This window comes from Neobacillus soli NBRC 102451 (assembly GCF_001591665.1).
In the GTDB taxonomy this organism is placed as follows: domain Bacteria; phylum Bacillota; class Bacilli; order Bacillales; family Cytobacillaceae; genus Neobacillus; species Neobacillus soli.
In genome coordinates, this window is the sequence record NZ_BCVI01000021.1 from 1 (window position 1) to 24,578 (window position 24,578).

General features: G+C 41.9%; 18 protein-coding genes. 7 read left to right on the forward strand and 11 right to left on the reverse strand.

Annotated elements, in window-relative coordinates:
* Positions 1-71: 71 nt before the first annotated feature.
* Positions 72-1,001 (reverse strand): C40 family peptidase, encoded by a 930-nt coding sequence (locus BSO02S_RS08410; protein ID WP_066065299.1) that lies wholly within the window; start codon positions 999-1,001, stop codon positions 72-74.
* 270 nt (positions 1,002-1,271) lie between these two features.
* On the opposite strand from BSO02S_RS08410, the gene BSO02S_RS08415 reads away from it, so the two are divergent.
* The gene (locus tag BSO02S_RS08415; protein ID WP_169802735.1) at positions 1,272-2,240 is read left to right on the forward strand and encodes a YheC/YheD family protein; all 969 of its coding nucleotides are present in this window, start codon (positions 1,272-1,274) and stop codon (positions 2,238-2,240) included.
* A gap of 99 nt (positions 2,241-2,339) precedes the next feature.
* Here the strand turns inward: BSO02S_RS08415 and BSO02S_RS08420 are convergent, their stop codons facing one another.
* From BSO02S_RS08420 to BSO02S_RS08440, 5 genes are read right to left on the reverse strand one after another with little or no spacing between them, the layout of a single operon-like run.
* The gene (locus BSO02S_RS08420; RefSeq protein ID WP_066065304.1) at positions 2,340-5,201 is read right to left on the reverse strand and encodes a GAP1-N2 domain-containing protein; all 2,862 of its coding nucleotides are present in this window, start codon (positions 5,199-5,201) and stop codon (positions 2,340-2,342) included.
* A complete protein-coding gene (locus BSO02S_RS08425; protein ID WP_066065306.1) occupies positions 5,198-6,466 on the reverse strand; it encodes a TRAFAC clade GTPase domain-containing protein in 1,269 nt (422 codons plus the stop codon). The genes BSO02S_RS08420 and BSO02S_RS08425 overlap by 4 nt, the downstream gene beginning before the upstream one ends.
* A 13-nt stretch (positions 6,467-6,479) precedes the next feature.
* A complete protein-coding gene (locus tag BSO02S_RS08430; protein WP_066065308.1) occupies positions 6,480-7,118 on the reverse strand; it encodes a hypothetical protein in 639 nt (212 codons plus the stop codon).
* A 31-nt stretch (positions 7,119-7,149) separates the two neighbouring features.
* Positions 7,150-8,424, reverse strand: a complete 1,275-nt coding sequence (locus BSO02S_RS08435; RefSeq protein WP_066065311.1) for a vWA domain-containing protein — start codon at positions 8,422-8,424, stop codon at positions 7,150-7,152.
* Positions 8,425-8,436: 12 nt separating this feature from the next.
* Positions 8,437-10,800: a hypothetical protein gene (locus tag BSO02S_RS08440; protein WP_066065313.1), complete on the reverse strand. Its 2,364-nt coding sequence runs from the start codon at positions 10,798-10,800 to the stop codon at positions 8,437-8,439.
* 35 nt (positions 10,801-10,835) lie between these two features.
* Here BSO02S_RS08440 and BSO02S_RS08445 point away from each other — a divergent pair, with 35 nt between their 5' ends.
* A complete protein-coding gene (locus BSO02S_RS08445) occupies positions 10,836-11,039 on the forward strand; it encodes a hypothetical protein (RefSeq protein WP_066065315.1) in 204 nt (67 codons plus the stop codon).
* Here the strand turns inward: BSO02S_RS08445 and BSO02S_RS08450 are convergent.
* Both BSO02S_RS08450 and BSO02S_RS08455 read right to left on the reverse strand, forming a co-directional pair.
* Entirely contained in the window at positions 11,002-14,394 is a 3,393-nt protein-coding gene (locus BSO02S_RS08450) for a tubulin-like doman-containing protein (RefSeq protein WP_066065318.1), read from the reverse strand. The two genes, BSO02S_RS08445 and BSO02S_RS08450, sit on opposite strands and share 38 nt — an antisense overlap.
* A 161-nt stretch (positions 14,395-14,555) precedes the next feature.
* Positions 14,556-16,328, reverse strand: a complete 1,773-nt coding sequence (locus tag BSO02S_RS08455; RefSeq protein ID WP_066065321.1) for a vWA domain-containing protein — start codon at positions 16,326-16,328, stop codon at positions 14,556-14,558.
* 222 nt (positions 16,329-16,550) lie between these two features.
* Here BSO02S_RS08455 and BSO02S_RS26955 point away from each other — a divergent pair, with 222 nt between their 5' ends.
* The 3 genes from BSO02S_RS26955 to BSO02S_RS08465 are packed head-to-tail and all read left to right on the forward strand — an operon-like array spanning position 16,551 to position 19,426.
* Positions 16,551-16,700 carry a hypothetical protein gene (locus BSO02S_RS26955; RefSeq protein ID WP_157081412.1) on the forward strand — a complete coding sequence of 50 codons (150 nt, stop codon included), beginning with the start codon at positions 16,551-16,553 and terminating at the stop codon, positions 16,698-16,700.
* Positions 16,693-17,649, forward strand: a complete 957-nt coding sequence (locus BSO02S_RS08460; protein ID WP_066065324.1) for a hypothetical protein — start codon at positions 16,693-16,695, stop codon at positions 17,647-17,649. Before BSO02S_RS26955 ends, BSO02S_RS08460 begins: the two co-directional genes overlap by 8 nt.
* Positions 17,642-19,426 (forward strand): hypothetical protein, encoded by a 1,785-nt coding sequence (locus BSO02S_RS08465; protein WP_066065326.1) that lies wholly within the window; start codon positions 17,642-17,644, stop codon positions 19,424-19,426. Before BSO02S_RS08460 ends, BSO02S_RS08465 begins: the two co-directional genes overlap by 8 nt.
* Positions 19,427-19,781: 355 nt before the next feature.
* On the opposite strand, the gene BSO02S_RS08470 is transcribed toward BSO02S_RS08465, so the two are convergent.
* Positions 19,782-20,084, reverse strand: coding sequence for a DUF4359 domain-containing protein (locus tag BSO02S_RS08470; RefSeq protein WP_066065329.1), 303 nt, complete (start codon positions 20,082-20,084; stop codon positions 19,782-19,784).
* A gap of 226 nt (positions 20,085-20,310) precedes the next feature.
* Here BSO02S_RS08470 and BSO02S_RS08475 point away from each other — a divergent pair, with 226 nt between their 5' ends.
* On the forward strand, positions 20,311-21,336 hold the full coding sequence (locus tag BSO02S_RS08475) for a CPBP family glutamic-type intramembrane protease (protein WP_169802736.1): 1,026 nt from the start codon (positions 20,311-20,313) through the stop codon (positions 21,334-21,336).
* 73 nt (positions 21,337-21,409) lie between these two features.
* Here BSO02S_RS08475 and BSO02S_RS08480 read toward each other — a convergent pair whose 3' ends face one another.
* Positions 21,410-22,015, reverse strand: coding sequence for a hypothetical protein (locus BSO02S_RS08480; protein ID WP_066065335.1), 606 nt, complete (start codon positions 22,013-22,015; stop codon positions 21,410-21,412).
* A 261-nt stretch (positions 22,016-22,276) separates the two neighbouring features.
* Here BSO02S_RS08480 and BSO02S_RS08485 point away from each other — a divergent pair, with 261 nt between their 5' ends.
* On the forward strand, positions 22,277-23,560 hold the full coding sequence (locus BSO02S_RS08485; RefSeq protein ID WP_066065338.1) for an Ig-like domain-containing protein: 1,284 nt from the start codon (positions 22,277-22,279) through the stop codon (positions 23,558-23,560).
* Between the two features lie 361 nt (positions 23,561-23,921).
* Here BSO02S_RS08485 and BSO02S_RS08490 read toward each other — a convergent pair whose 3' ends face one another.
* Positions 23,922-24,494, reverse strand: coding sequence for a 3D domain-containing protein (locus tag BSO02S_RS08490; RefSeq protein WP_066065342.1), 573 nt, complete (start codon positions 24,492-24,494; stop codon positions 23,922-23,924).
* Positions 24,495-24,578 lie beyond the last annotated feature (84 nt).

Here is a 24,578-nt window from a genome sequence, read left to right on the forward strand (position 1 = left end):
AGGCACGAAAAAGGACAGCTGAATAGCTGCCCTTTTTTGTGTTTTCTAATAAAAACAAGACTAAGTCGCGATTACTTGATCACCCTGCGTGCTGTTAGGTAATGGGTGTCGTACCAAGGAAAAAACAACACTCTGGATACAATGCCTTGAGTAGGATTAGTGAGAATAACTTTATTATTTCCACCGTAAATGGCGACGATATTAGGTGTTTTTGAACCAAGTTTGTTGGTAAAAAATACAAGATCGCCTTTCTTCAGGTTAGACCTTGACACAAAGGTTCCTTTTTTAACGAGCTCACTAATGTTGTTGCTGCCAAGAGTAATTCCATTTTGTCCGTAAATGTAGTTCACAATCCCCCCGTTTGTAAACGTTTTGGCTGCAGGGTTATTAACGTTATTGCTTATGGTGACATGTCCTTGTAAGGTGTAAGCCGTGTTTACAATCTTATCCGCCGTTGAAAGTGGACTTGAAGGCATATAGCTTGGTATGACGCGTCTGGCTCCGACAAAATTTTCTGTGTAGTAAGGTTTAGCGGTCATATCTGATATCACGATGTTTTGCGTAGGGTCAGCCATATGTAGAAGTTTGTTATTCCCCATATAAATACCAATATGATCGGCGGGATTACTGTCTGTCTTGTCCACGTCAAAGAAAAACAAATCCCCCTTTTTTAGCTGATCTTTATTGACGGGCACACCGAGCTTTAACATGTAGTCCTCATTATAAGTTGCTAAATCTACCCCATTTTGTTTAAAGATGAAATCAATAAAAGTCGCACAAGAAAATTTGTAGGGATATGTTGCTTTATATTCAGCTCGACTGTATGTTGCTTTTCCTATTAAACTAACCCCTGTTTTAATGATAGCATCAGCAATTTGATCGGCTGTTTGATTTGGACCGATAATTGGTGCTGCATTTACTTTGTTTTTTTCAAGTACTATACCAAATGAACCACCTGTGAATAGAAAAACAGCTAATAAAACGAGAATAAACTTTTTCAATCGTATCTACCTCCACATAAAATGTTTGCACACTTATTGTGCAACAATTTGTCCAAGCAATTCATTGATATTTAATCAATTTACAACCAGTTTAGGAATTGGAGTTTTTCCTGAAATTCAGATAAGTTTTGTATTTATAGGTTATTGTACAATCCTAAGGATAAAAAAATTCATACAATGAAAAAGTGAACCTAGAAAAACAGAGGTGAATAAATTTTGGTACGAATTGGTTTACTGCATCATTATCAGAATCCTAATGAATATAATCCATTGTATGCCTATTGGCTAATTGCTAAAGCAGAAAGTGCGGATATCTTTTATTTCACTCCTTCCCAGGTGGATATAAAGAAACGGATTGTTCGAGGATTTGTTTATGAATTTGGAGAATGGAGACAAAGGGATACAACTTTTCCAGATGTTATATATAATTTAAGTTCGCATTCTAAGAAGGAAATGTCCTTACTACGTGAACTAAAAAGGACCATTCCCATCCTAAATTTTCCTCTAGGAAATTGGCTTGATTTATATGAGACATTACAACATGAAGTTCAATTTAGCCAAAATCTAATCCCCTCTTACACCATTAATACTTCCGGACATTTCTTTCGTATTTTAAATGAATACGAGAGAATTATCGTAAAGCCATATGAAAGAAACAACAGTGCAAACATATTTCTTGTTGAGAGAAAAGAGGGAACATGCTTTGTTTGGAAAGATGGACAACTTATAGAGAGAGACCCGGAACAGCTGCGAACTTTAATAAGACATAAAATAACAGAGGAACACTTCTTTATTCAGCCTTACCTTTTATGTAAAACAACAGAAGGAAATAGCTATAACCTTCAATTACAACTGCATAAAAATTTATTTAATGAATGGACAGTTAACTCGATATCCCCAAAAATTGCCCCCAAAGGGAGTATTATTACCAATATGAGCTCTGGTGGATCTACTCAGGAAATTGATTCCTTTCTCAAACAACAGTTTGGGGAAAATCGCACCAAAATAAAACAAAATATTGAGCACTTTGCTCTTCAATTTGCTTCGCATTTGGTGCAAATCAAAAAGGAGATATTCCAGTACACCCATGAACTCAATTTAGATATTGTCCTTGATGATTTACTGAAAATATGGGTATTTGATGTTAAATGCCCTTTAGGGATTACCTCAATCAAATATTCTGAGTTGAATCATATCAGAAATCATTTTTACTATGCTACTTATTACGCTAATATATAGTGTCAGGCACCGCTCGTGGACATTTGTATGCCTGTGGTGGACGATAAATGATAACAAAGGCGATGGTTTTTTCCATCGCCTTTGCATGTTTCAGCTTTATTAGTTGTTTTTTTGTTCTACTAATTCCACAAATGTTTTGCTTTCGCTTGAGAATTCGTAGACTATATCTTGATCATCCATTGGTAGAATAAGCTTTTTGTCATTAAGCTTTACATCCCGTTGTCCTTTAACAGTATAAATCGGTTTGAGAATAGCCGGCTCTTGCTTAGGACCTCCGGTATCGACGGAATAAACCCAGACATATGTTTCCGAGGTTCCATTGCTAGCCGCTATGACTACTTCCGGGATTTCGTCGCCTGTTAAATCATATTCAGCAGAAGAAAATGAAAACCCCTCTATTAACATCCCATTTTGATCAAAAGGGCTGGGATTGAAATATGAGCCTAAATCCATTGGCCATGAATGGTCAGTACTATCAATCAAAAATAGACTTTGCTCACCATTTGGTTGAACTTGTCCGTATATTTTCTTTACTTGGCTTCCTTCAATGGCGATATCAAATGACTTACCATCCACACCCACAACCGCCTGGTTAAATCCCGCCAAAGAAATCGGAAGGTCTTCTTTCCTATCATCAACAGATGGCTTCATATTATCCGTTGCGGTCTCGATGGTTTTCGGTGCTGGTTTGTCCTTACCAAAAAAATAATCTAGTCCAAACCATGTCCCGCCGCCAACTCCACCAAGGATGACAATCGCCAACCCCAATTTCAAGCCATTCTTCTTCAGAAATTTCACAAACGGGCTGGCCGTTTCGATTTCAACTTCCTTTAGTAATTTTTGAAGGCTGTAGTTTTTGATTTCCTTCAGCTCATTGCGCAGCGCTCTATTTTTCCAAATCGATTTTGGGTGCGTGATTAAATATTTTCTTAGTGACCGTTTATAACTCGGTTCAGATTCAACCAGTCTTGCATTCCCGCGAATAAAGGCAGGAATCGTCTTTTCATTACTATGCCTTACCAGGTGTTCGAATAGCCCTTGATAATCAACCCCATCATATTCCGAGCCAAAGGCAATTAACAGCAAGGGAATTTGTTCAGGAGCAGGATTATTTCGTAATATCCGCAACAGGACATCACGCAGCTGTTCGCGCTCAACGACAGTCAACAATCTTAAATTAATCAAATCAGCTTGCGATGGGCTGCTGATGAGCTGGTAAAGGACATTGGCAACCTGAAAGTTACTCTTTGCTTTCGCATCCTTTAGGTCGATTACATTTAATCTTTTTGGAAAAATTGTCCCAAACGACAAAATTTCCTGTGTGGAAATGTCCCGTAATCGCATCGAACGTAACAGGGCCATCTTAACATTGGCGAGCAATTTGTTCTTAAATTCCGCAAACGGAGCACTTTGATGCTCGATTTTAAAATCGCTCACGGCCAGCACCGCCTTAAAGGGCTTCTTTTCATTGCTGATTGCGGAGATGGCCTTTTTAATTGCTGTCGTTCTAAATTTCTCGATGCTCAAAAGATAGGGTGAACCCAGCATTATTTTAAGCTCGTTAAGGATGTCTTCTATGCGGACAAGCTGTTTAAAACGTTTATCAAGATACAGCTCAAGTAGGAAGTCATAATCTGGATGCTCCTTAATAAACATCAATAACGCCTCATGGCAGAGATTGTCCTGTTCAATCGCTTTCCATAATTTATCGAACAACTGGTCATGTTGATAGTACTCAAGCGTCTCAAGGATGAAGGTGAGCGCCTCATCGCAGCGCAAAGATTTGTTGATGGCAATGACCGCACTGATGTAATCGAGCGCTGACCCGGGATCTGCCGCTAATTTCTCCTCCGCTATCAGCTGTAAAAATAGCTGAACCAACTCTGGTTTCGCTTCGATTTTAGCCTGGGAAAATTTCAACAGACTATGTAAAAAGCCAATTTTATTCTTCTGATAGATAGAGAGATTGCCAGAGGTTACCGTTATATAAATAGCCGTTAGCTGGTAATAGCTTGCTAATTCCAGTTTCTGCTCGCCGCTCAAGCCTGACAACGCCATCTCAGCGAACTCGAGAAACCCATTAATCCGCTTTGATTGAGAGAAATGGTGGAGGGCAAAGTCCAAATATTCGTGCTCCTGACCATCGATCTCAACGCCGGAAATGCGGCACCCGCCGGCAAAATCAAAGATAAATTGCTTTTCAATCGAACGGTCGGCGACATTTAACGTGCCCGGCTCATAAAACATCACATGAAGATAATTCTTTCCAGCTGGTTCACTCGAAAAAGTCAGCGCCCCTAATTTCCGCCGGTGGGCAAACGGCAAATAAAGATAGAGCAGTTCTAACAGCTGCAAGGCATATTTCGAATATTCCTCCACTGGCACGTCGAGCGAAATGAACACCTTTTTCTTTCCGGCAATCGACGACATCACAGCGAACAATAGCTGCTTAAAATTTACTTCAGTAATCCCTAACACATCAAGAAGGTCATTTTTCATGAGAAGAATATCCTTCCCGACATGGCCAACAGTCTCCCGTTCCGCTAGGACCTTTCCTGATCCGACATCATAGGATGTTTTAAAGTCATTCAGTTGAAAAATCATTTCAGGATGCTTGATCCAGTCATCCTTCATGTTTTCCGGAATAATATAATTATGCATGAAAAAGGTGCTCCGCTGGCCCGTGAAATCGGCAGGGACGAACACGGACTGACCGATTACAAGTTCACCGGTTTCCGGCTGAAAAATCGTCACGGCCTCCGGATAGCGAGAAGCGTCCTTTTCACCGCGCTCGGTTAATGTTTTGGGTGCATGATACATACAAAAAGGATGCAGATACTTCTTCACAAACGCTTTATCAAACCCTTCGGAAATCGCAATCGTGTCGTAACCATCCGTGTCATGGAAAATTCCGCCCCGTTCCCTTGTGTACATTTGTTGTTGAATGAACTTTTCGGTCACTGCTCATTTCTCCCTTCAATAAACCTAAGCTTATAAAGGAGCCAAATGAACGGTTCATCGACTCGAACGGGACTAATGATGCCGCTGACCTGTTGGTCTTTCGGATTGCTCCCCAGTGCAGAAATCGCAAAATAGGAAGTATCCTTAAAATAAACATCAAGGGCATTCACAAATGGGATGTCAACTTTTTCAAGGAAGCGTCGGATTTCGCCGTTTATATTTGCGAACTCGTCTAAATCAAGGCAGCCTTTATGTGTTACATTGCGGAACACATTACTGTTCGTTCGGATATAATCGCCGTCCTCATCCTTCAACGCATGTAATAGATCGCTCTTTGTCAAAACGACAGCAGTTGGGATGGATGTTTTGCTATTTTCCAGATGGGCAATGAAATCGCCAAAGAGTGAAATGACAACCTCACGCGGCTCGTCACCTTGGGCAACAAGTTCACCTGGTTGTTCACCCATTTGATGAATCAGCTTGGCCCGGATGGCCCGGATTTGCATCGGGTCAACCAGGAAGAGAATCCCGGCTGAATTTTTGATATGGGCGGCATGAAGCTTGATGTATTCTTTATCGGTCATCCCTTCGCCGGCAACGTCGAAAAATACTAGCGTGAGCGGAGACTGGTCCTCGTCTTTAAAGACAAACTGAAAGATAAACGGCTCTTGGCGATTCGATTTTTCAGTCGATTGTAAAAGACTGCCGTTTTCAAAAAGCGGTATCTCATAATTGACTCGAAACCGTTTACTAATCTCATTGTCGAGCGGAATACAAGCTGCGTTAAAATTGTTTGCGGTGACATGCTGGAGCGTATGAATCAATGACGTCATATAAACGGATTTGCCAACACTTGTGGCACCGACAATTGATACGATATTGCTTGGATGCTTCCCAGCCGTGACTGGGAGGTCATTATGGCATGACGGGCAAAGGCGAGTTTTGGTCACTACCGAATATTTATCGGAAACGCCCATGAGAACATGGTTTGAATAAATCTTGTTCTCATCAGGAATTATTGCAGGATCAATGATTGCCTCAAGTTCATCAATCGGGGCAAGCCCAAACTTCCCGCGGTATATATTTAATAATTCATCTTCCTGGAGTGCTAATGCTTCATCATCTTCTCGATGATGGGATGCCCGGAAGACAACTTCTTCGTGATGAAATTTTGAAAAACAGTACGGACAAACAATATCGTAAAAGGGTAATCTTTCCTTGGCCGGTTGTTTTTTTTCAAACATTCGTTTTAGTAGTGCAAACATGCGCTTGTCTCCCTCATTGTGGAATTAACTCGAAATTTTGAGCCGCGGACCTTCCGTTGCTAAAAAAGATGCGAATATACTCATTTTTGTCGATTTCAATTTCCGGCGGCGTGGTTTTCCCCGCAGGGAAGTCACGAACAAAGGGATACATCGTCCCATCATCAATCGAAATCGGGACGGAGCCGCTTTTTTTCACGTAGACTAACAGTTCTTTATCAAGCGAAAGCTCTGTCATGATTGCCATCCTCACTTTTTTACGAGGCTGAAAGAGTTTATTTTTATAAGTGATGGAAAAATAAATCTTTGCCTTCGAGCCGGAAATATAAATGAGATTATCGTCGTTTTCCTGTTTGTAAACAAGCAGTTTCCCGTCCCGCTTTTGGCAGGGGAAGATGCGGTAGGCAGAACGGCCAATGGCATCGATTCTGCCACGATACCCGTGATTTGCCTTGTATTCCTCGCGGGTGTAGAGCTTTAAATCGTGCTCCTCGAGTTCACTGATCGGCCTGACGTTGTCGACGTTCGCTTTATAAATGTAAACAAAATCGACTTCCTTTGACCAAAACCAGGTTAACTGAACCTCCGAATCCTGGACGGTCTTTTTCAAATTCTTTATTTCATGATCAGGGGAAGAAATGGTTTCCCAGTTCATCGAAAATCACCCACAATCTTTTTCTAGTTGATCAAAATCCTTTGTTAAAATGATCTCCTTTCGACGAAGGACCACGTCTGGTACTATCAGCTCCGCCAGATTGACGCGGCACACCGCCGGCAAATTTTTCGCGAATCGGAATAATCATCGGTCCAAGCCCGCACAACGCGGTTAAGAGAATAGCAGCAGTGAGGCGGTTAGAAAATCCAACGAGTAGATTGTTTTGTAATCCAAGCTCGAGGACCAACCCTGCTAATAACCCCGCGATTAGCCCCGTAATCACGTAACTTTTCGCTAAATACCGATTGTCGAAGAGAATCCCAAGTGCCAGGCCAAACAAAGCACCAATTAATGTAATCAAGACAACCCGTAGCACACTAAGATAGAGACTATCTTTAAACAATCCAAGTCGTTCGGTCACAAGCAAACGATCTTGGTTTTCTAAGTAAATTTTTTTAAATACATTTGTTAATTCATTAGCCTTTTTTACATCATAGAAGGATCCGCCCGTATGTGATGCAATCGATTTTAGAAGCTGGGCACCGCCTCTGTCAATATTACTCATCCCAATTGTATTAATGATAATATCCTTGTTTTGATAGGGGGCAACAACCGTCTTAAGGTCAAGTTCGCTATACCCATCGGAAAAGAGAATCACCATTGGTTTGCGGTCCTGGGCCTGATGGTCATCAATCTCCTGCATCGCCGTGTTTAAGGCAATGCTGATATCGGTACCCCCGCCTGCTTCCAGCCCGTTGATTTGTGTAATCGCATCAGCGCGCTCGTTTTTATCATTCACATTGAACATCGATTTAGTAATAAAGGCTTGATCATTAAAGGATATGATAGAGGCACGATGTTTTGACTCCATATTGGACACGAGCTTAACCGCCGCCTTTAAGCTTTCATGACCAGGGTCGGATTTTTTCATGCTGTCGGAAATATCAAGGACCATGACAAGATCGTCCGGCGGTTTGACGCTTGAAAGATTAAGAGAATAGAAGAATTGAAAAATAAGACCGGCAATTAACAGCATCACAAGTGTAGACGGAACGAGAACCTTCCAGCTCAGCCCGGAGTATTCCAAGCGCCAGCTCCGCCCATTAATCACTGGGCTAATCAGTTCAGCAAGTAGGCAAAATAGGCCGAAGATAAGGGCCAACTGGGCAAAATAAGCCCCCATTAACAGGATATTCGGCCAAATGCCGTAAAAAGAGTCGATTAACCATTCGCCAATCACAGCCCCAATCAAACCGGCAATGATACTAAACACAAAAAAGAGAAAACTAAACTTTCGAACAGGCATGTTCAATGCTCCTTACAATTTAGGGTTGGCCTCGGGCGCTGGCGCATTGGAATGGAACTCAAATCCATTTTCGGTGTAGGCCTTGTAGTATTTTTCACCATTTCGATAGTACATTAAGTCTTTTAGTCGAAAGCCTCCCATCAGGGCTAGCTTTTCAATGCCGCTCGATTTCTTTTCGTGAGCACAGCCGACTTTAAATTGCCTTGTTTCATGTTCCTTTTCTAAGGCAAACTTCATAAACTTGCTGTAAAAATCACCAAAAAGGTATTTTTCTTCAAAGCGGTGTTCCTGGGTGTAGTTAAAAACTTCAATTTGAATCGCCGAGTTGTCATCGAGGCGGTTATATAATTGGTTAAACAAATCCTCTTTGGTAAGGATTTCCCTGTTTTCATAGCGGGTCATGACATTGGCTCTTTCTAACAGTTCATCTTCAAAGCTGCGGTGAAATTCTTCCTGAGTCAACACCTCGCGATTACAAACAAGCAGGACTCTTTCCAATAAGGCTTTTGCCCCGTTTTCAAGTAATGAAAAGAGATTTCCAAAAAAGCGCTCGTCTGAAAAGAAGTTTGCGCCAAGTTTTTCTTTCAACTTTTCCGTGATTCTGCTGATAATGTCTGCATAATAGGCCGCAATATTTTTATCCAAATAATCATCCGCATCATAAAGGCTTTCCGCAGCCGTTTGTTTCAAACAGGATTCTACTTGGTCGATGAGCTCCATTTTCGCGCGGATTTTCAGGTGATTTTCTTCAAGAACCTCTAGGTATTCTTTTAAGATGGCCTGCTTTACCTCAAGTTTAATCATTTCGTATTTTGTGCCATAAACCGCTTCGAAAAAGTAGTGCAAATAACTGGTTAAGTTTTTCTTATCCGCAAAAGGCAGGTAGCTCTTTTTAAAATCACAGCTATCCACGTGCTGCTGGTAATACTGTTCGAGCCGGGCTTCTTTTTCTAAGCGCTCCTGTTTGATTTCGCGAAGCATTTTAGAAATTTCATTGATCACACTGATTTCGGAACCAGCCGAATCAGCGGTCCACAAATAGGCACAATACATCCCGTATTTTTCACTATTTATTACATTGACATCAAAGGATTGTTGGATGTGCTCTTTCAGGTCCAACTGTTCGAGGTACTCGCGGACAGGTTCTTCGAAATTGGCGGCAAAGAATCGTTTAGTACCGCCTTCATACATATGTTCTTCCGCTTCCCTGACAGACATCCTTTTTAGCGTTTGATAAGAGTTTGTTACCCCCATTAATCCGTTCATATCCTCAAGCTTCCCGGCAGGCGGAAGACAGTCATTAAAATACCTTTGAAAAGAAGTTTCAGATAGCTCGAATAAGCTGAGCACTTTTTCCCGCGGCTGTGAACTGGCCGCTTTTAACGAAACCATTAGCTCATTGAAAAAATGACTTGCTGCATGAAGCGCAATCGCTTTATTTGGACGATTCACCTTGGCAAAGCCGGCCGAGGCGTAAACCGGTTCTATCGAATTCCCTCGAATGCCCTTCCGAAAAGCGGCATGACTATAGCTGTCCATCTTTTCATGATAATCGGTAATCATTTTCCGGTTTTTTAAAAGATTCAGATTGCTGATCATTTCGTAGTTTTGCTGAATTGCCTCAGCAGAAATCAACCCATCTTCATTCTTATCGCTTAATAAATACACCAAGTCAAAGAGTGGGGCAGGGGGGTGTCTCACCGGCAGCCGCAGGTAATCTTCAGTCAGCTGAAGGTCTTTATCAAAGCTGTATTCATCGCTTTGATAGCTATCTAATTCCTTGAAAAAACTAATTCCTAGTGCGGTGGAGTGGGCAAAATGATCTCCATCCTGTTTTTCCTTGATTAAACCATAGAGGTCCACTTCGACTAATCGAAACGACTCTTGAAGAATGCTCTTGAGCAGCAAAGTAAATTCTTGGATGAGAATAGTTGCTGGGTCATCGATGGCGGCCACCACACAAAGGTTTACCTTTTGAAGGGAGGAATAAACTTTCCCGTATTCCGCTATTTTTGATGAAAGCTGACGGAAGGTTTTATTTAATTCAATCAGCATGTTTTCATCTTGATAAAAGCCCTCATAGATGTCTTTTCGTTTTGTTTTGCGATCAAACCCGTGGTCTGGAAGCTGCATAGATAATACGTTTTGATTTGTGATGGTATCTGTTTGATAGGCATGAAAATATAACACGCCCGAACTGTTTTGCCATTTTTCTTCATTAATTGTCATAATTGATTTTAGGGCGTCCTTCACAAGGTCACCTAAGAATACAAAGACAATCGGATGGTTGACACTGCGCTGTTCATTTTCCTCCAGCGTTATTTTCTCGAGCTGGTTTGAAAAGGTGTTGGCATACGTTTGTAAAAGTTCTCTCAAGCTGGTCCCTCCCCATAGAAAAGCTTCACCAAAAGATGGGTGTGATAAGAGGCGGGCCACAAGCAAAGGATTGCATTGTGGCCGGAAAATATAAACATATAGATTGGGGGAAGCCATCCGCCGATTGGGAGAGCCATCCGCCGATTGGGGGAAGCCATCCGCCGATTGGAAGGAGCCATCCGCCGATTGACGGTCTCCCAATTATGATCTTAACTGCCGCAGCATTTCCTGAACCTTAATCATCATCTCTTTATAGAAGCGGTACAATTCCTCGCCATTGGCGAAATCGTTGTAGTCGTAGTCAAGGGCTTCCTTTTCTTTTTGATAAGTAGCCGCCATTTCCGCTAGTGCTGCGGTTAGCTCGGTTGCATTTTCCTGATTAATTAAGTCATTGCTGCGCCGTTCGGATTTCTTCTCTAGTTGATCCTTCTGTTTCGGGCTTAACCCCTTGAAGGCTTGATAGATTTCGTAATCGACAAACTTAGTTGTCTTCATTAGGTTAACGAACGGTTCCCATGCATCCTCTTCAATCTCTTTATCATACACGTAAAGGGCGCCTCTTTTGCGAATCGTTTTCGTATAAACGGCCTGAATGAACTGGTTCAGGGAAACCTCATTTTCCTTCTGTGATTCAATAAATTGCTCAATTTCAGCTACGTTTTCTTGAAGCAAACGATATTTCTTAACCTCAGCTCTTACCTGCTCAATCAGCTTTGGAGAGCGGATGAAGTTCTCCTTGGCCAACTCCAAATTCGTGCTGCCGAAAATATCTCTTGCGCTAGCCGTTTCCATGCCGCCGGCAAACATCTCTTTCAAGACGCGGAGGACTTGTTTCAGCTTGCCAAGACCCGCTTTATCTAGCTGCTTCGGATCTACTTCATGCATCGCAAACAGCGCCGCAAGGTTTATTTCTTTTGTAAAATGGCATAGGAATCTGGCACTCGTATTTTGCTCGGCATTTTTTTCACTAATAACACCGAATTCCTGCGCCTGATCAAACAGTGCCCGAACACCGGCATTGTATTGTTTTACCCGTTCGTTTTCGTACGTATCTCCCCATGATTTTTCCGGAATCGGTGAAGGGAGGTAGGCCCAGTTTTCTTTAGCTGTTTGAACAAGATGGCGGCCGACGCCTTCTTTTTCTAAAATTGTCTTTTCATACGCTGTTTCGTAAATGGCTAGTGGGGAGTAAGCGAATAAGGGAATACCATTTTTTGTGTTCAGCCAGAAGATCCGGTTTTTCAACTCACTTTCCTTAATCGTGAAGCGGGAATGGCTCAAGGAATGCTTCTCGAAATTCTTAATGCCATTGAAAATATTCGGTGCCTTCACCGGTACAGATACAAAGCCCCATTGTGGGAAATGAAGCTGGCCATTACTATTGGCAAGGTGGAAGACCGGTAAGGCATCACGATCGAGCCTAGCAGCAATCTTATCCTCTATAATCTTGTCGATAGGCTGATCCTCGCCGTATTTAAGCCGTAAAAAGTCCTCCATTGATTTGGTAATCAAGTCACCGAACTGGTCGGTCAGGAATTCGGACACGGTGCCAACGACATCGACATCAGATTCCTTGATCCAATGAGTCGATTTCTCAAGGAGCATTTCCGACCATTGCTGCACCAATAACTCGCCGTCCTTCGAATCAAACATCCGCTCTATTTCGCGGGCGACATCCGGAACGCTGACTAGGTGCCAATAATAGGTGACATCGTGATCCTGCTTGACTTCCTCACCATCGACAAGGATATCGGCATTCTTTTCAAAAATACTCTTCAACGTTTCTAAAATTTCCTTATAGACTTCATAAATTTTGTTATTCTGATTATTAAGGAGCTGGTATAAGTCCTCATAGAATTCAATCATTTCTTCCATTCGAGCCTTTTCTGCACGAAGGTAAAACTCGTTCAGCTTGGCCTCAATATAGGCATTTTTTTTGCGATCCTTCGAAATAAACGCGCTTCTTGCATCTTCGAGCCGATTGAGGGAATACTCCTGTTCCGACTGAATCGCTTTCGGAAGAGTTTCTAACCGGTCGCGGAGTCCTTCCACATAGACCTGCAGCGTTTTTAGAAGACAAAAGCCATCATTTGTGTGAATTAACCGTGAGGCAAAAATAGGTCCTTTTTTCGGATGGAGGAATAACCGTTCAATTTGGCGGCGGAATTCTTCCATGATCTCCCCTGGAACCTGTTTCTTGCATTTACGGTATTGTTCCTTTGCTTTTACTAAAAATTCTCGGTCTAATTCATTGTCAAGATTGATGACTGACGTTTTAATGACGTTATTGTAGGAGAAACGGTCACTATTCTCAAAACCGGATAATGGCTCAGGTACCCGTTCATTGAAGCGCTGATGGACGGAATCAGGATCAATCCGCAGCTTTTCCGCAAATTGCTCAACCTCCGTTTGGTCCGGACCGGCATCAAACATCGTGTTCATTTTTTCAAACAGCTTATAGCCGATATAGGTCGTCATTTCCTCTAACGGAATCTCCGCCATTGAGGCACCGATAATATTGTATTGATAGTTGGCCGCATACGGCTTTGGCATTTGCGCGATATTGGTGCGGATGTTGCTGATATAATCGTGAATCGCAAACTCCTCACCCGATTGCTTTTCCTCGTTAGCCATGAAGTTGGTAATATTCTCGGCCGTAACATTCATGCAGTAATCATAAGCGTTCTCAAGCCATTTTCCTTCTAAGTTCGTCCCAGACATTAGGTGACAGAGATTAAAGGGCGGCATCGGCGAGTTTACGTCCAGCAGACTGCCGTATCTCATTTTGAAGCGTTCATTTCGTTCATCGCAATTCATCCAGTAGTCCAGCTCTTTTAAGGCGGCATACCCATTTTTCTCAATATATTCGACCGTGTGCGAGCTTAACCCTCGTTTGGACAAATTCACATCCGGCGTGAACAGATAGCCGAGCATGCTGACCTTATCGACACCGGTTGGGCCGAATTTACGCTCCATAATGCCACGGGTAATATAGGCGATATCAAGATAACAGCCGCTCCCGGTCCCGCCGGAAAGTCCTGTTAAAATGAAGACATAGAGCCGTTTACTTGTCCCTTCAAGAACGGCTTCAATTTTTCGTTCAATCGTTTGCACCACTTGGTTGATTTTTGTAAAAAGCAAAAGCCGGCCGGCTTGTCGGACACCGGAAGCACCACTGATGCCATCGGTAATCAATAGTTCAGGTGACAGCCATTCCTTTATGTAGGGCTCAATCGTACTCCGATTTTGGAGCAGTCCGCCGATTTCCGGGTTGGAAAGCAGGACGAATTCTTTATTCGGATCAAGGCCAATGCCTTTGTATTTTTTATTACGATCATATTCATTCGTTTCGAATGCTAAAAATTCAATGTTATTTGGCTTTTCCTTCTTCTTTTTCGATAAGGGATCCTGGGGAAGCTTGAAGCGGCGGTTTACTTGGTATTTGAGACGCAGCAAGGCATCAATCCCGGTGCCTCCCAGGCCGATGACAAGCATCGGATTGTCAATCGTATCCACGCGGATTTTATCGGAAATGATTCCCCCGCCTAAGGAAACATCCAATTGCTGAATATGTTCTCTAACACTTGCTTTCATGCAAAAATTCCTCCCTGGCTGTAAAATACTACTACTTATTTAGACGAAAAATAACGTGGTAAGGATTCAATTATTAAAAGGGTCTGACCCCTCGCACTAAGTGTACTTTTTAACCTTTATTAAGGTAGAGGGGTCTGACCCTTTGCACTACGCTTTTCTATTTAACTGATATATTCAATATAAACCGACTTATTAACCTTTTTTAAGACAATTCTCAACCGGTCGTTCTTCTTCACTTCTAGGCCCTTTTTCGCATCAATGGCCCGGCCGCCTTTTTCAATCGTACAGTCCGAGTTATTGACGAGCAGCAGTTTATCTCCCGATGCCGGCTTGAAAGCGATATGGTCGGTTTCCGTGAACTCTGGTGCAAGTGCTAATAGCTGATGGAGGAGGAACCTTCCTTTATACCCTTTTAATTTCTTGTATTGCGGATTGGTGCGTTCGCCCGTGTCCTCATCTTTGATCTCCACGACGATTTGGCCGCTAAAGCCTCGGTTCGCTTGCTTCATTTTTGTCAAAAGCATGTAAACAAGTGCGGCTAGGAGGAGAGCACCAATCACGCCAAGGGCCGCGTAAAGCCAAGGAAATGGCTTTTTATCCTCTGTTGGACTTGGTTTCGCTGCTACTGGTACCGCCGAACTCTTTTGAACAGTAATCTTTTGCGGTGCTGTCTCGCGGAAAAAGCTATTGTCCTCAGCCTTAACCACCACTTCATAGCCAGCAGAATTCCCAAGTTTGAATTGGCCTGTAAAGCCTTGGTCAGCGGCATTTAAGGCTATTTCCGCTGTTTTCCCCCTGTCGAGATCCTTTATGAAAAGTGTCGCTTTCATCGATTGATAGATGCTTTTATCGGTAACAGCTGTGCCGTTATCCTCAAAAAAGGCGTCAATTTTAACTGTTTCGCCCGCTTTGTAGCTTTGCTTGGCAAGGGGCTTAAGCTTTAGCTGTAAATCATAGTTAAAAACGAGATTGATATCAATTTTATCCCTTGCTACCCCTTTGACCTTTAGTGTCCAATCGCCTTGCTCCGGCTTAATCAGCTTAACCATCGAGTAAGTCTTCGATTTTGACAGCAAGATTTTGTCAGAAGGAATAGCCAGCTCTTTACCGGAAGGATCGATGAGCTTTACCTCAACCGCTTTGCTGGAAATTAACGAAATATTGGCCTCAAGGACGTTTTCATTGGGGACATTTATTTTTATATCCTGAAATTCACCATTTCCAATCACTTGATTGACAGGAACTATTTTCAACTTTAAATGGTTGGCAAAAATTTCGCTAAGAATGGCTGGAAGCTTATCTGCAGAGCTAGCTTCAAAGAATTTCCCGTTGGTGCTCCTGGCTACATTGGTGAGAACGTCTTTGTTTAGCTTGCCATCAGCATTCAGGCCGATGGTATAGATGGGATAGCCTTTTGCTTTCGCATCAGCGACTGCTTTTTCCAAATCAGAATCCGCCTGTTTCACAGTTTTGGCCTTCTTCGGGTCGAGTTCGTTATTGCCATCAGCCAAGAGTACAATCAATGGAAAATAATCAGGTTCATGGCTTGAATCCAACACCTTAATGGCTTCCTTCACCCCGGTCGATAAATCGGTATACGTGTATTTTCCAACCGAATCGATGAACTCCTTCAAGTCCTTTTTGTCCTGCTCGGAGCGGATCTTGACGAGCGCCTTTTCGCGCATCACCTCATCGGAATAGGCGATGGCACCAATCTTATCTCCGTTTAAGGAGGCCATATCAATGAACATTTTCATCGCTTCATTACTGATATTATGCGGGTCACTACTCTTCATTGAGTTGCTGACATCAACTACCAGCATTCCTTCAATTCGTGATGTGGACTGTAACGGATTTGCCGCGTGTACACTATAAGAGTAGATATTCCAGAATAAAGCGATTACTATAAAACTACTAATCCATTTTTTTAACATCTGTGTGCAACCCCCACTGGCAGTTTCCTTTTTCGATCAATAGTTACAATTTTTTGCATTATAATTCCATTTTACCACCGTTGCCACAATATTCCCAAACAATTAGTATCTGGAAATATTGAATTATTCCTACTATAATATAAACTAATGTATTTTATGGAAAAATGTTGGATTTTTCTGTAGTTTTATGTAAAAAATAAAAAATTTCAAAGGGGAAGTAGCATGTATAGCTTCGTATTTACTAGCCTTCTAGTTTTGATCCTTATCTGGAAAACCTTTAAATTATTCAAAAATAAACGGAACAGCGGTGACTTTGAAGGGATCGACGAAGAATTAGTGATTATGCTTAACAAGGGTGATTCCAATGGCTAAACAAGCTGTCCGGTTTTCCAAGAAAAAGAGAACGAAGTATCGCTTTCAAAAGCTGAAGATGTGTAAAAAATGCCAGCGTTATTCCGTTTTAAAGGATGACACCTGTCCGAAATGCGGCACCACTTTTGTCGGAATGGAAGCGCTCGTCAAATCGATTTTTAAAAGCCGTTTATTAACGGAAGCGATTTGGATTTTAATCATTGTCAGTATCGGTATTGTTGCCGCTCCAACGGTTAGGACCTTGTATTACTCGTTAATTTCCGGGTTGGTATTTGTGGTAAGCTATGTCGTTTTGACGTCTATTTTTATAAAAAGTGAGTATTTCATCCATTTGAAAAAGCTGCTCCGCGTCGATTTGAAGAAAATTGCGATTGGCATCCAGTACGACAGTGAGCTTGCTAAAAAGGATGTTAAAGAAGATAGATTGGCCCCGGCCTATGAAAAGCTTCGTGAAATTGGCGATTTTCTGTATAGCGATCAAATGAAGATTCGCCGCGTGATGGTCTTAAACGATATTTCCCTAAGAAGTGATATGGAGCTTGAGCTTGAAACCCTTATTCCATCATCATATGATAAGGATTTTGTGAAATATGCGCTTGAGGTGTTAAAAATCAATCGGACGCTGATTACGAAAAAGTGTATTGGCTATTTTATCAACCATCGGGATGCGATTGTCATTGATTTCGGGATCAACTCGCTCCTGACTGTCGCAGGAATGACCTTACGGATGAAGCTGTACATTCTGGAGTTTTCGGAGTTTATCGAAGAATTTCTTGATTATTTTCCAAAGGAACGTGTTTTGCGGCTTTGCAGTATCCTTCATGCCAACCCTGAAATGGAATGGGGCAGCCTGGAGGAAAAGACAAACCGTCTGGTGGCGATGAAGTACCATTACGATCCTGATTTCAAGCGCTTTTCTGTTGGTGATGAGGTTGTAAGCCATGTTTAAATTAACTGTTTATAAAAAAGTGAATAGGTCGCGAAACTTTTTCCTATTGATTCTTGTTTGTTTGCTCGTGCTTGTCGGTGCCAAAATCATCATGGCCCACGAAAAAGTTACCGCCTACAAGGAAGCCGTGAGATTATTTCAGTCGGGGCAATTGGTGGCTGCAGAGAAGAAGTTCAGGGTCGCCAAGCTGAACATTTCCGTCACAGACTATAACGAAGACATTAAAGAAAAACTATCGGTTCTATCACCGATTCGCGAAGTCATGGAAGAATTAGATGAGCAGGCGGCGAGCTATAACGGGGAGAAGGACCTCGATAAACTCGTTGAAACGTATGATAGTTGGCAGGAAAGCCGGAAAAAGTGGGTGTCAGGCACCGCGGTTCAAAAGGATATGTATTTAGAGATGGTTGCACTGACCAAACTTGATAAGGAACTAAAGGGTTATTTTTCAGCAATAACGAAGACGAATCTTGCTAAACTTGCGAATGATTCTGGAATCGGGCAAGCAACAGAGGAAGAGATTTTTACTATCCTCCAAAAGATTCCTGACGAATATTACGGTGCTAATGGTGCGGCGAAATCAAAAAAGATTGGGACTTCATTCCAAACTTATTATGCGGCTAAAATAAATAAGTTGACCGCAGCGAATGCACCGGTTGCCGAGATTGTGGCCGAAGGGAATAGGCAATTTGGGATGCTGAGTCAGTTTTCTATCGGTATCGGCTGGCTCAAGGATACCCTTAACAGCCATTTATTAAAGGTCTTAACCGCGGCAATGGACAAGAAGGATTATCCAGCCTTCGCTGAGCAGGCGAACAGCGTCAAAAATCTGTCATCGAATATGAAGAATGCCAAGGTTTTTCCGTATATTGAAAAATCGAAGACCGATTTATTGGCGAGGGCGAAGGGGCTCACTGCCGGAAATAAGTATGCGGATGCCATCAGCATCTATGAAGCGCTTAAACCATTGGAAAATACCGACCAGCTCATTACTTATGCCAATCTTGCTTGGGATAAATATGAACCGATTCGTGTTTTGGAGCGTCTGTATCCAGAAAAGAAATTCCCTAATTATGTGAATGTGAAGGATAGATGGGGAGCGGACAGTGTCGTTGCGGCTATCTCCAAAGACGGCCGTATTTATTTAGGCAAGCTGAAGGGTGAAGCAGCAATGGCAGTTACTGAGGGGAATCTGGCAGGTTCACCGGCAATAGATAAGCTGACCTTCCAAAGCGGCTTAACCACTTCTGGAAATCCGGTCATTTATCTTGATGCCAAGTCAACGAAGCGGAAACATCATTATTTGGCCTATGAAGTCAGCAAAGGATCGATGGTGAAAATTCTTGATGTCGAAGCCGACAATCTAACCGTTGAATCGCAGCAGGTTTTATTAGTGGATAATCCAGCCGGGTCAGGTGCTGGGAAACTTGCCTACTATGAGCCGGACATTGACGGAGAATATCAATTTACGAATATAAAAGTAGACTATGTTGATATCGAAGTTGATGATATTACCAAATACTACGGGAAAAAGGTACGCTTTACGGCATTTGCAGCTTCCGTAACAGACAGCGGGGCCTTGGTAACGCTATCGGAAACCTATAATGAAAGCACCAATAGCTATGATAAAATCTATTTATTGTTAAAAGGGCAGTCCGGATTTACCATCTATGCGAATTATACCGTTATCGGTATTTTTAACAGCTACACGAACATAACCGATGACAATGGCGAACAAGTACGCGTTCCAGTCTTCCAGGTGGAAAAAGTTGAATAGGGGCAATGGAGGACATTTTGGTGGTGAAAACCAAAAGTGAAGAGCTGGTGAGTGCCCATCGAGAGGGAAAAAGCCTTTGGTCGGGCACTGAGAAGAGTCCAGAGTGCCCAATGAGAGGAAAAAAACCCGCGGACGGGCACTGAGAAGAGTCCAGAGTGCCCATTGAGAGGGAAAAAGCCCCCGTCCGGGCACTGTGGAAAGCTCAGAGTGCCCATCGAGAGGGAAAAAGCCCTCGGTCGGGCACTGTGGAAAGCCCAGAGTGCCCGCCGAAAGGAAAAAAACCCCCGGACGGGCACTGAGAAGAGTCCAAAGAGAAAAGAAAAGTCCTTCATCAGGTTGATGAAGGACATTTTTATCATTCTTCCGAGTTTGACAGCGAGATAAATCGGTTGAAGACCCCAATCGTGGTGGACTTTCCCATTCCTACTTCAGTGAAGTCTGTTTTATAGACGGAGAAAATGAAATAATCGGACTTTGTTGTTCCTGAATCGAAGATTGATTTTCCTGCAACCGAGAGAATCCCTTTTTTTAGAAGGTTAGACGATTGATCCATCGTTTTGTGATTAATCCAATCGATATACTCCGAGCGACCAGGATTTGTTGCGGATAAAACAAAGATCGCCACGACTAACAGAATGATAGAAGCTAGACGTTTCATTAACCCGTACCCCCATCCAAACAGTTGTCCACTGTAAACTTTAATATAATATAGTATAAGTTGGAAATCGCTATTTGTAAATATCACTACCGCGCTAATTAATCACCACAATCTGCACGATAAAAATTCAGATGATATTACCCTGCTAATATGTTAAATTATTACTATTACAAACTTTCAAAAAAGAAGGAGATAATGCCGTGACGCGAAAGTGGAAGTGGATGCTTTGCTGTTTCCTTTTCCTGCTGTTTTTAAACGGGTTCGGGATAGCTGTGGTAAAGGTTTTAGGGAAGTAGATGAAATTTGGAGGGCAGGGAATGACGTTATGACAACAAATTTAACCAAACCGATGTCAAAAAAGCTCCTATTTGCCATCATCCTTGTGACAATTGGCGCGGAGGTTCTACTCTATCTAACTAGGTACAGCACTATGGCCAACACCCTTTATGATGCTGTCATGGTTTCCTCCTTTTTTATCGGCTGGAAGCTGTATCGAAGGCTTGGCAGTCCACACGATCATCCAAAAACAAAACGGCAGCATGCGCTTCAATTCACAGGCGCGTTTCTCCTCTTCTTTCTCGGAAGCATGGTGATTAACGTTTTTTCAACCATGACGCTCGAGGATTTTAACACGGATTATGATCATTACGTTCAAAACTATACGTCGGTGCAGACGTATATGGGGACTGACGATGACGATGGTGCCCACCCAGCCAAACCGATTTGGTCCTTTTTTGAAAAAGTAGATACTATTGGCTATGATTTATATACGGACACACTTGCTGGTTTAGAAGAGGTTTGGCGGCTGGGCTATATCATTCTTCTGCTTGTTATTTTTAAAAAGGTCTTCCCGCGTCGCTGGGAGAGCGGCCGCAGGGATATCTTCTTGATGACTGCGCTGTTCCTCACCTCGATTATCTTCGGGATCGACCATACCTTAGATAAGGAACAGCCCTGGTCGATTAAAATGGGGGCGATTGTCACCTTCGCTAATATGGGATTCTTATTTGGCCTTCTCCTATTATGGACACGAAACCTATGGGTGATCGTCCTTGTTCACGCCCTCTATGACATAACGGCGACACTGTCATGGTACTATGTCGACTACGCCGTCGAATTATTTGCATTGGTGGTTTTACTTATTCACGTCATTCTTTTTAGCTTTGAAAAATCAAACCAAAGACGATTAAGTCGAGAGAGTGGGATGATTGAACTGGTGCAAGCACCGGAAATAATCCATAACGTAGAATAGAATAATAGGAAAGAGGCTGCCGACCATGCGGGAGCCTCTTTCCTATTGTCTATTAAAGATTCGGGTTAACAGTTTAATATTGATACATTTTTGATTCGACCCAATAGTGAACCGTCCCATCCTCTTGCCGAAGATATTTTATATGTTTGTTTGCAAAAGCGTTCATTAAACTTTCCGCCGCTAGTTCCTTTTTTATATTCAGTTCGATAATTTTTTTATTTAACTGAGTCGAGTTAAGGGTTTTTATGTTGCTTAAGTAGGTAATAATTTCAAGCTGCTGTTCGAAGACATCGATCAAATCCTGTTTGTGACCGTTAAAGCTTGAAGGTGCTTTTAAGGCATGTACCTTTTTTAGCAGCTCTGCTTGCATTGCTTTGGCATGTTGAGGGGTGATTGCATTTTTTTCAATAAGGTCATACAGCAGCTGCTCACTTTGCACATTGCAGTTCTGTTCGATTGCTAAATAGGAAACAATCTTCTCAGGGGTTGAAGCAGCATAATCGCTTAGAAAAAATGAACAGATAAGGATCAATGCAAATAAGCCGCCAATCGCATAGGCCCACTTTTTCAAAGAGCGGCTATTATTAGTAGAAACAGCCTCATCGTTTGAATGGACCTGGGCTCTTATCTGGAGCTCTTCTAATTCTTGTTTCACCTTTTGTTGGGCGGCAGTCAGCATTTTAAAGCTCTCCGTTTTTCGTAGAATAGATGGAAACTATTAATATCCTACTACAAAAGGTAACAGAAAATCCATTTATTCTCCAATTTTCATAAAAAATTTCCTAGGAAAATGGGAGTTAAATAGGAGTAAAGTTATCTTACCCAATTAAATTTGAAAAACATGTAGAAATTTATCGAAAGATTTATGAGTAAAATTACACCCTGACTTTATGAAATTTATGGTATTGTTGTAATAAATGAAGGGTGAGGTGTTGCAATTGTGTTAAAACGTTTATTCATTGGTATTATTATATTATTCTTAGGATTCATGGTTTTCCCCCAGGGGCCAGCTGCTCAGGCAAGTACCAAACAACAACTAATTATTATTAATAAAAAGATTAACAGACTGGCATTCTACGAAGATGGTAAATTAATTAAAACATACGTAGTGGCAACAGGAAGGACCCGAAGTCTAACTCCGGAAGGAACTTTCTACATACGGGAGAAAATCACCAATCGGCCTTACTACACATTGGGTATTCCAGGTGGAGACCCGCGGAATCCACTAGGGAACCGCTGGATGGGGTTAAGCAAAAGTGAGAATGGAACCTATCCTTATGCAATCCATGGAAATAGTAATGAAAGTTCAATTGGGAAATACATATCTGGCGGCTGTGTCCGGATGCATAACTGGGAAGTTCGTGAATTATACAGCAAGGTAAGGGTGAAAACAAAAGTAGTTATTACTACCTCATCCAAAAGCTTTCAACAGCTAGCGGCACCCTATTTTAAAAATATTGATGTAAAGGCACCGGCAGTTCCGACTGTTAATCCTGTTTCCGATAAATCAAAAGAAGTGACTGGTAAAACAGAAAAAGGAGCCTACGTGACTATTAAAATTGGCTCATGGAAAGCCCCTGCAAAACGTGCAGATGCAAAAGGATATTTTAAAGTTACAATTCCGCGCCAAAAGGCAGGTAAGAAAATCAGCGTTACAGCGGCCGATGCTTCTAAAAATGTAAGTAAAGCAAAAACTGTAACAGTCTTGGACAAAACGGCTCCATCTGTCTCAACTGTAAATCCTGTTTCAGACAAATCAACAGCGGTTTCCGGAAAAACAGAAGCAGGAGCGGCCGTTACAGTTGCAATTGGATCTTGGAAATCTAAAGTAAAACTAGCGGATGCAAAAGGAAAGTTCACCGTAACAATTCCAAAGCAAAAGGCTGGTACAAAATTAAATGTTACTGCTAAGGATAAAGCTGGAAATGTAAGTGCTGCTAAGAGTTTGGTTGTTCTTGATAAAACCGCTCCAGATGCACCAAAGGTAAATCCTGTTGTTGATGGTGTAACTGAAGTAACCGGCAATGCCGAAGCCAACTCAACTATCACCATTAAAGTTGACAGCACTGTAATTGGCACTGTCAAGACTGATAAGAATGGCACTTTTAAAGTGACATTCCAAGAAGCCTTAACAGCGGGAACTAAGTTAAGTGTGACCGCAACAGATGCAGCAAAGAATATAAGTGCTGCAACTCCTGTAGAAGTAAAACCAGCAGTAAACTAGATTGAAATATTCAAAGTACAGCATACAATCATTCGTGAATGTGTGCTGTTTTTTTTGGAAAAAAATAATCGTGTTCTAGTCCTGTTGTGCGGCAAATGAAGCTTGCGTTTTTCTTTTGAGAGATGTGGTGGTGTGAATTTGGTGTTAGGGTGAATTTGAAGGGATTGGCGGAAATAACAGAGAGGTTGGCGGAATAAATACGAAAGTTGGCGGAATCTCAGGCAAGTTTGGCGGAATCCGTCCAAAATTAACTAAATCCCCGGACAAACCCTCCAAAGGAGTAACCTTATTACCAATTTCTCAAGAAAAAAGTATCAAAAAAGTCCCAAGTGATGTGATCTCACCTGGGACTTCCTTTTATTTATCTTAAAATTTTAATCTTGACATTTTTTCTTCCCCATTGAATGGCTTTCTTATTAGATGGGACGAACACATCGATCTTCTTTCCTTTAATCGCACCACCGGTGTCAGCAGCAATGGCATAACCATAACCCTCAACATAGACCTTCGTTCCTAATTTAATGACTCTAGGATCCACGGAAATTACTTTTAGATTTGGATTCTTCTTAAGGTTTAAACCAGTAGCTGTTCTTCCAGAACATCTTCTGCAATTCGCAGTATAGGCAGTTGCTTCAACTGTGAATGTCTTTACTACTTTTAACTTCTTTGACTGTGACTTACTAGCTTTTGCTTTTTTAACAGGTTTACTAGAAGCCACCTTAGAGACTTTTAGTTTTTGATTCGGGTGAATAATATCTGATTTAAGTTTGTTCCATTGTTTTAAATTGTTAATGGTGATTTTATGTATTTTTGCAATACGATAAAGTGAATCGCCACTTTTTACTTTATATATATTTGAAGCTGCCAATGCCCCATGATTACTTCCAAAAAATATTAAACCTGCCAAACCAAACGTGAGTAGGAACTTCTTCATCTAATGAAAACCCCTTTCTACTGATAACATAAAGTTAACATACTAGTATTACAGCTAGATTTCAGAAATTTACTAGTTTAATGA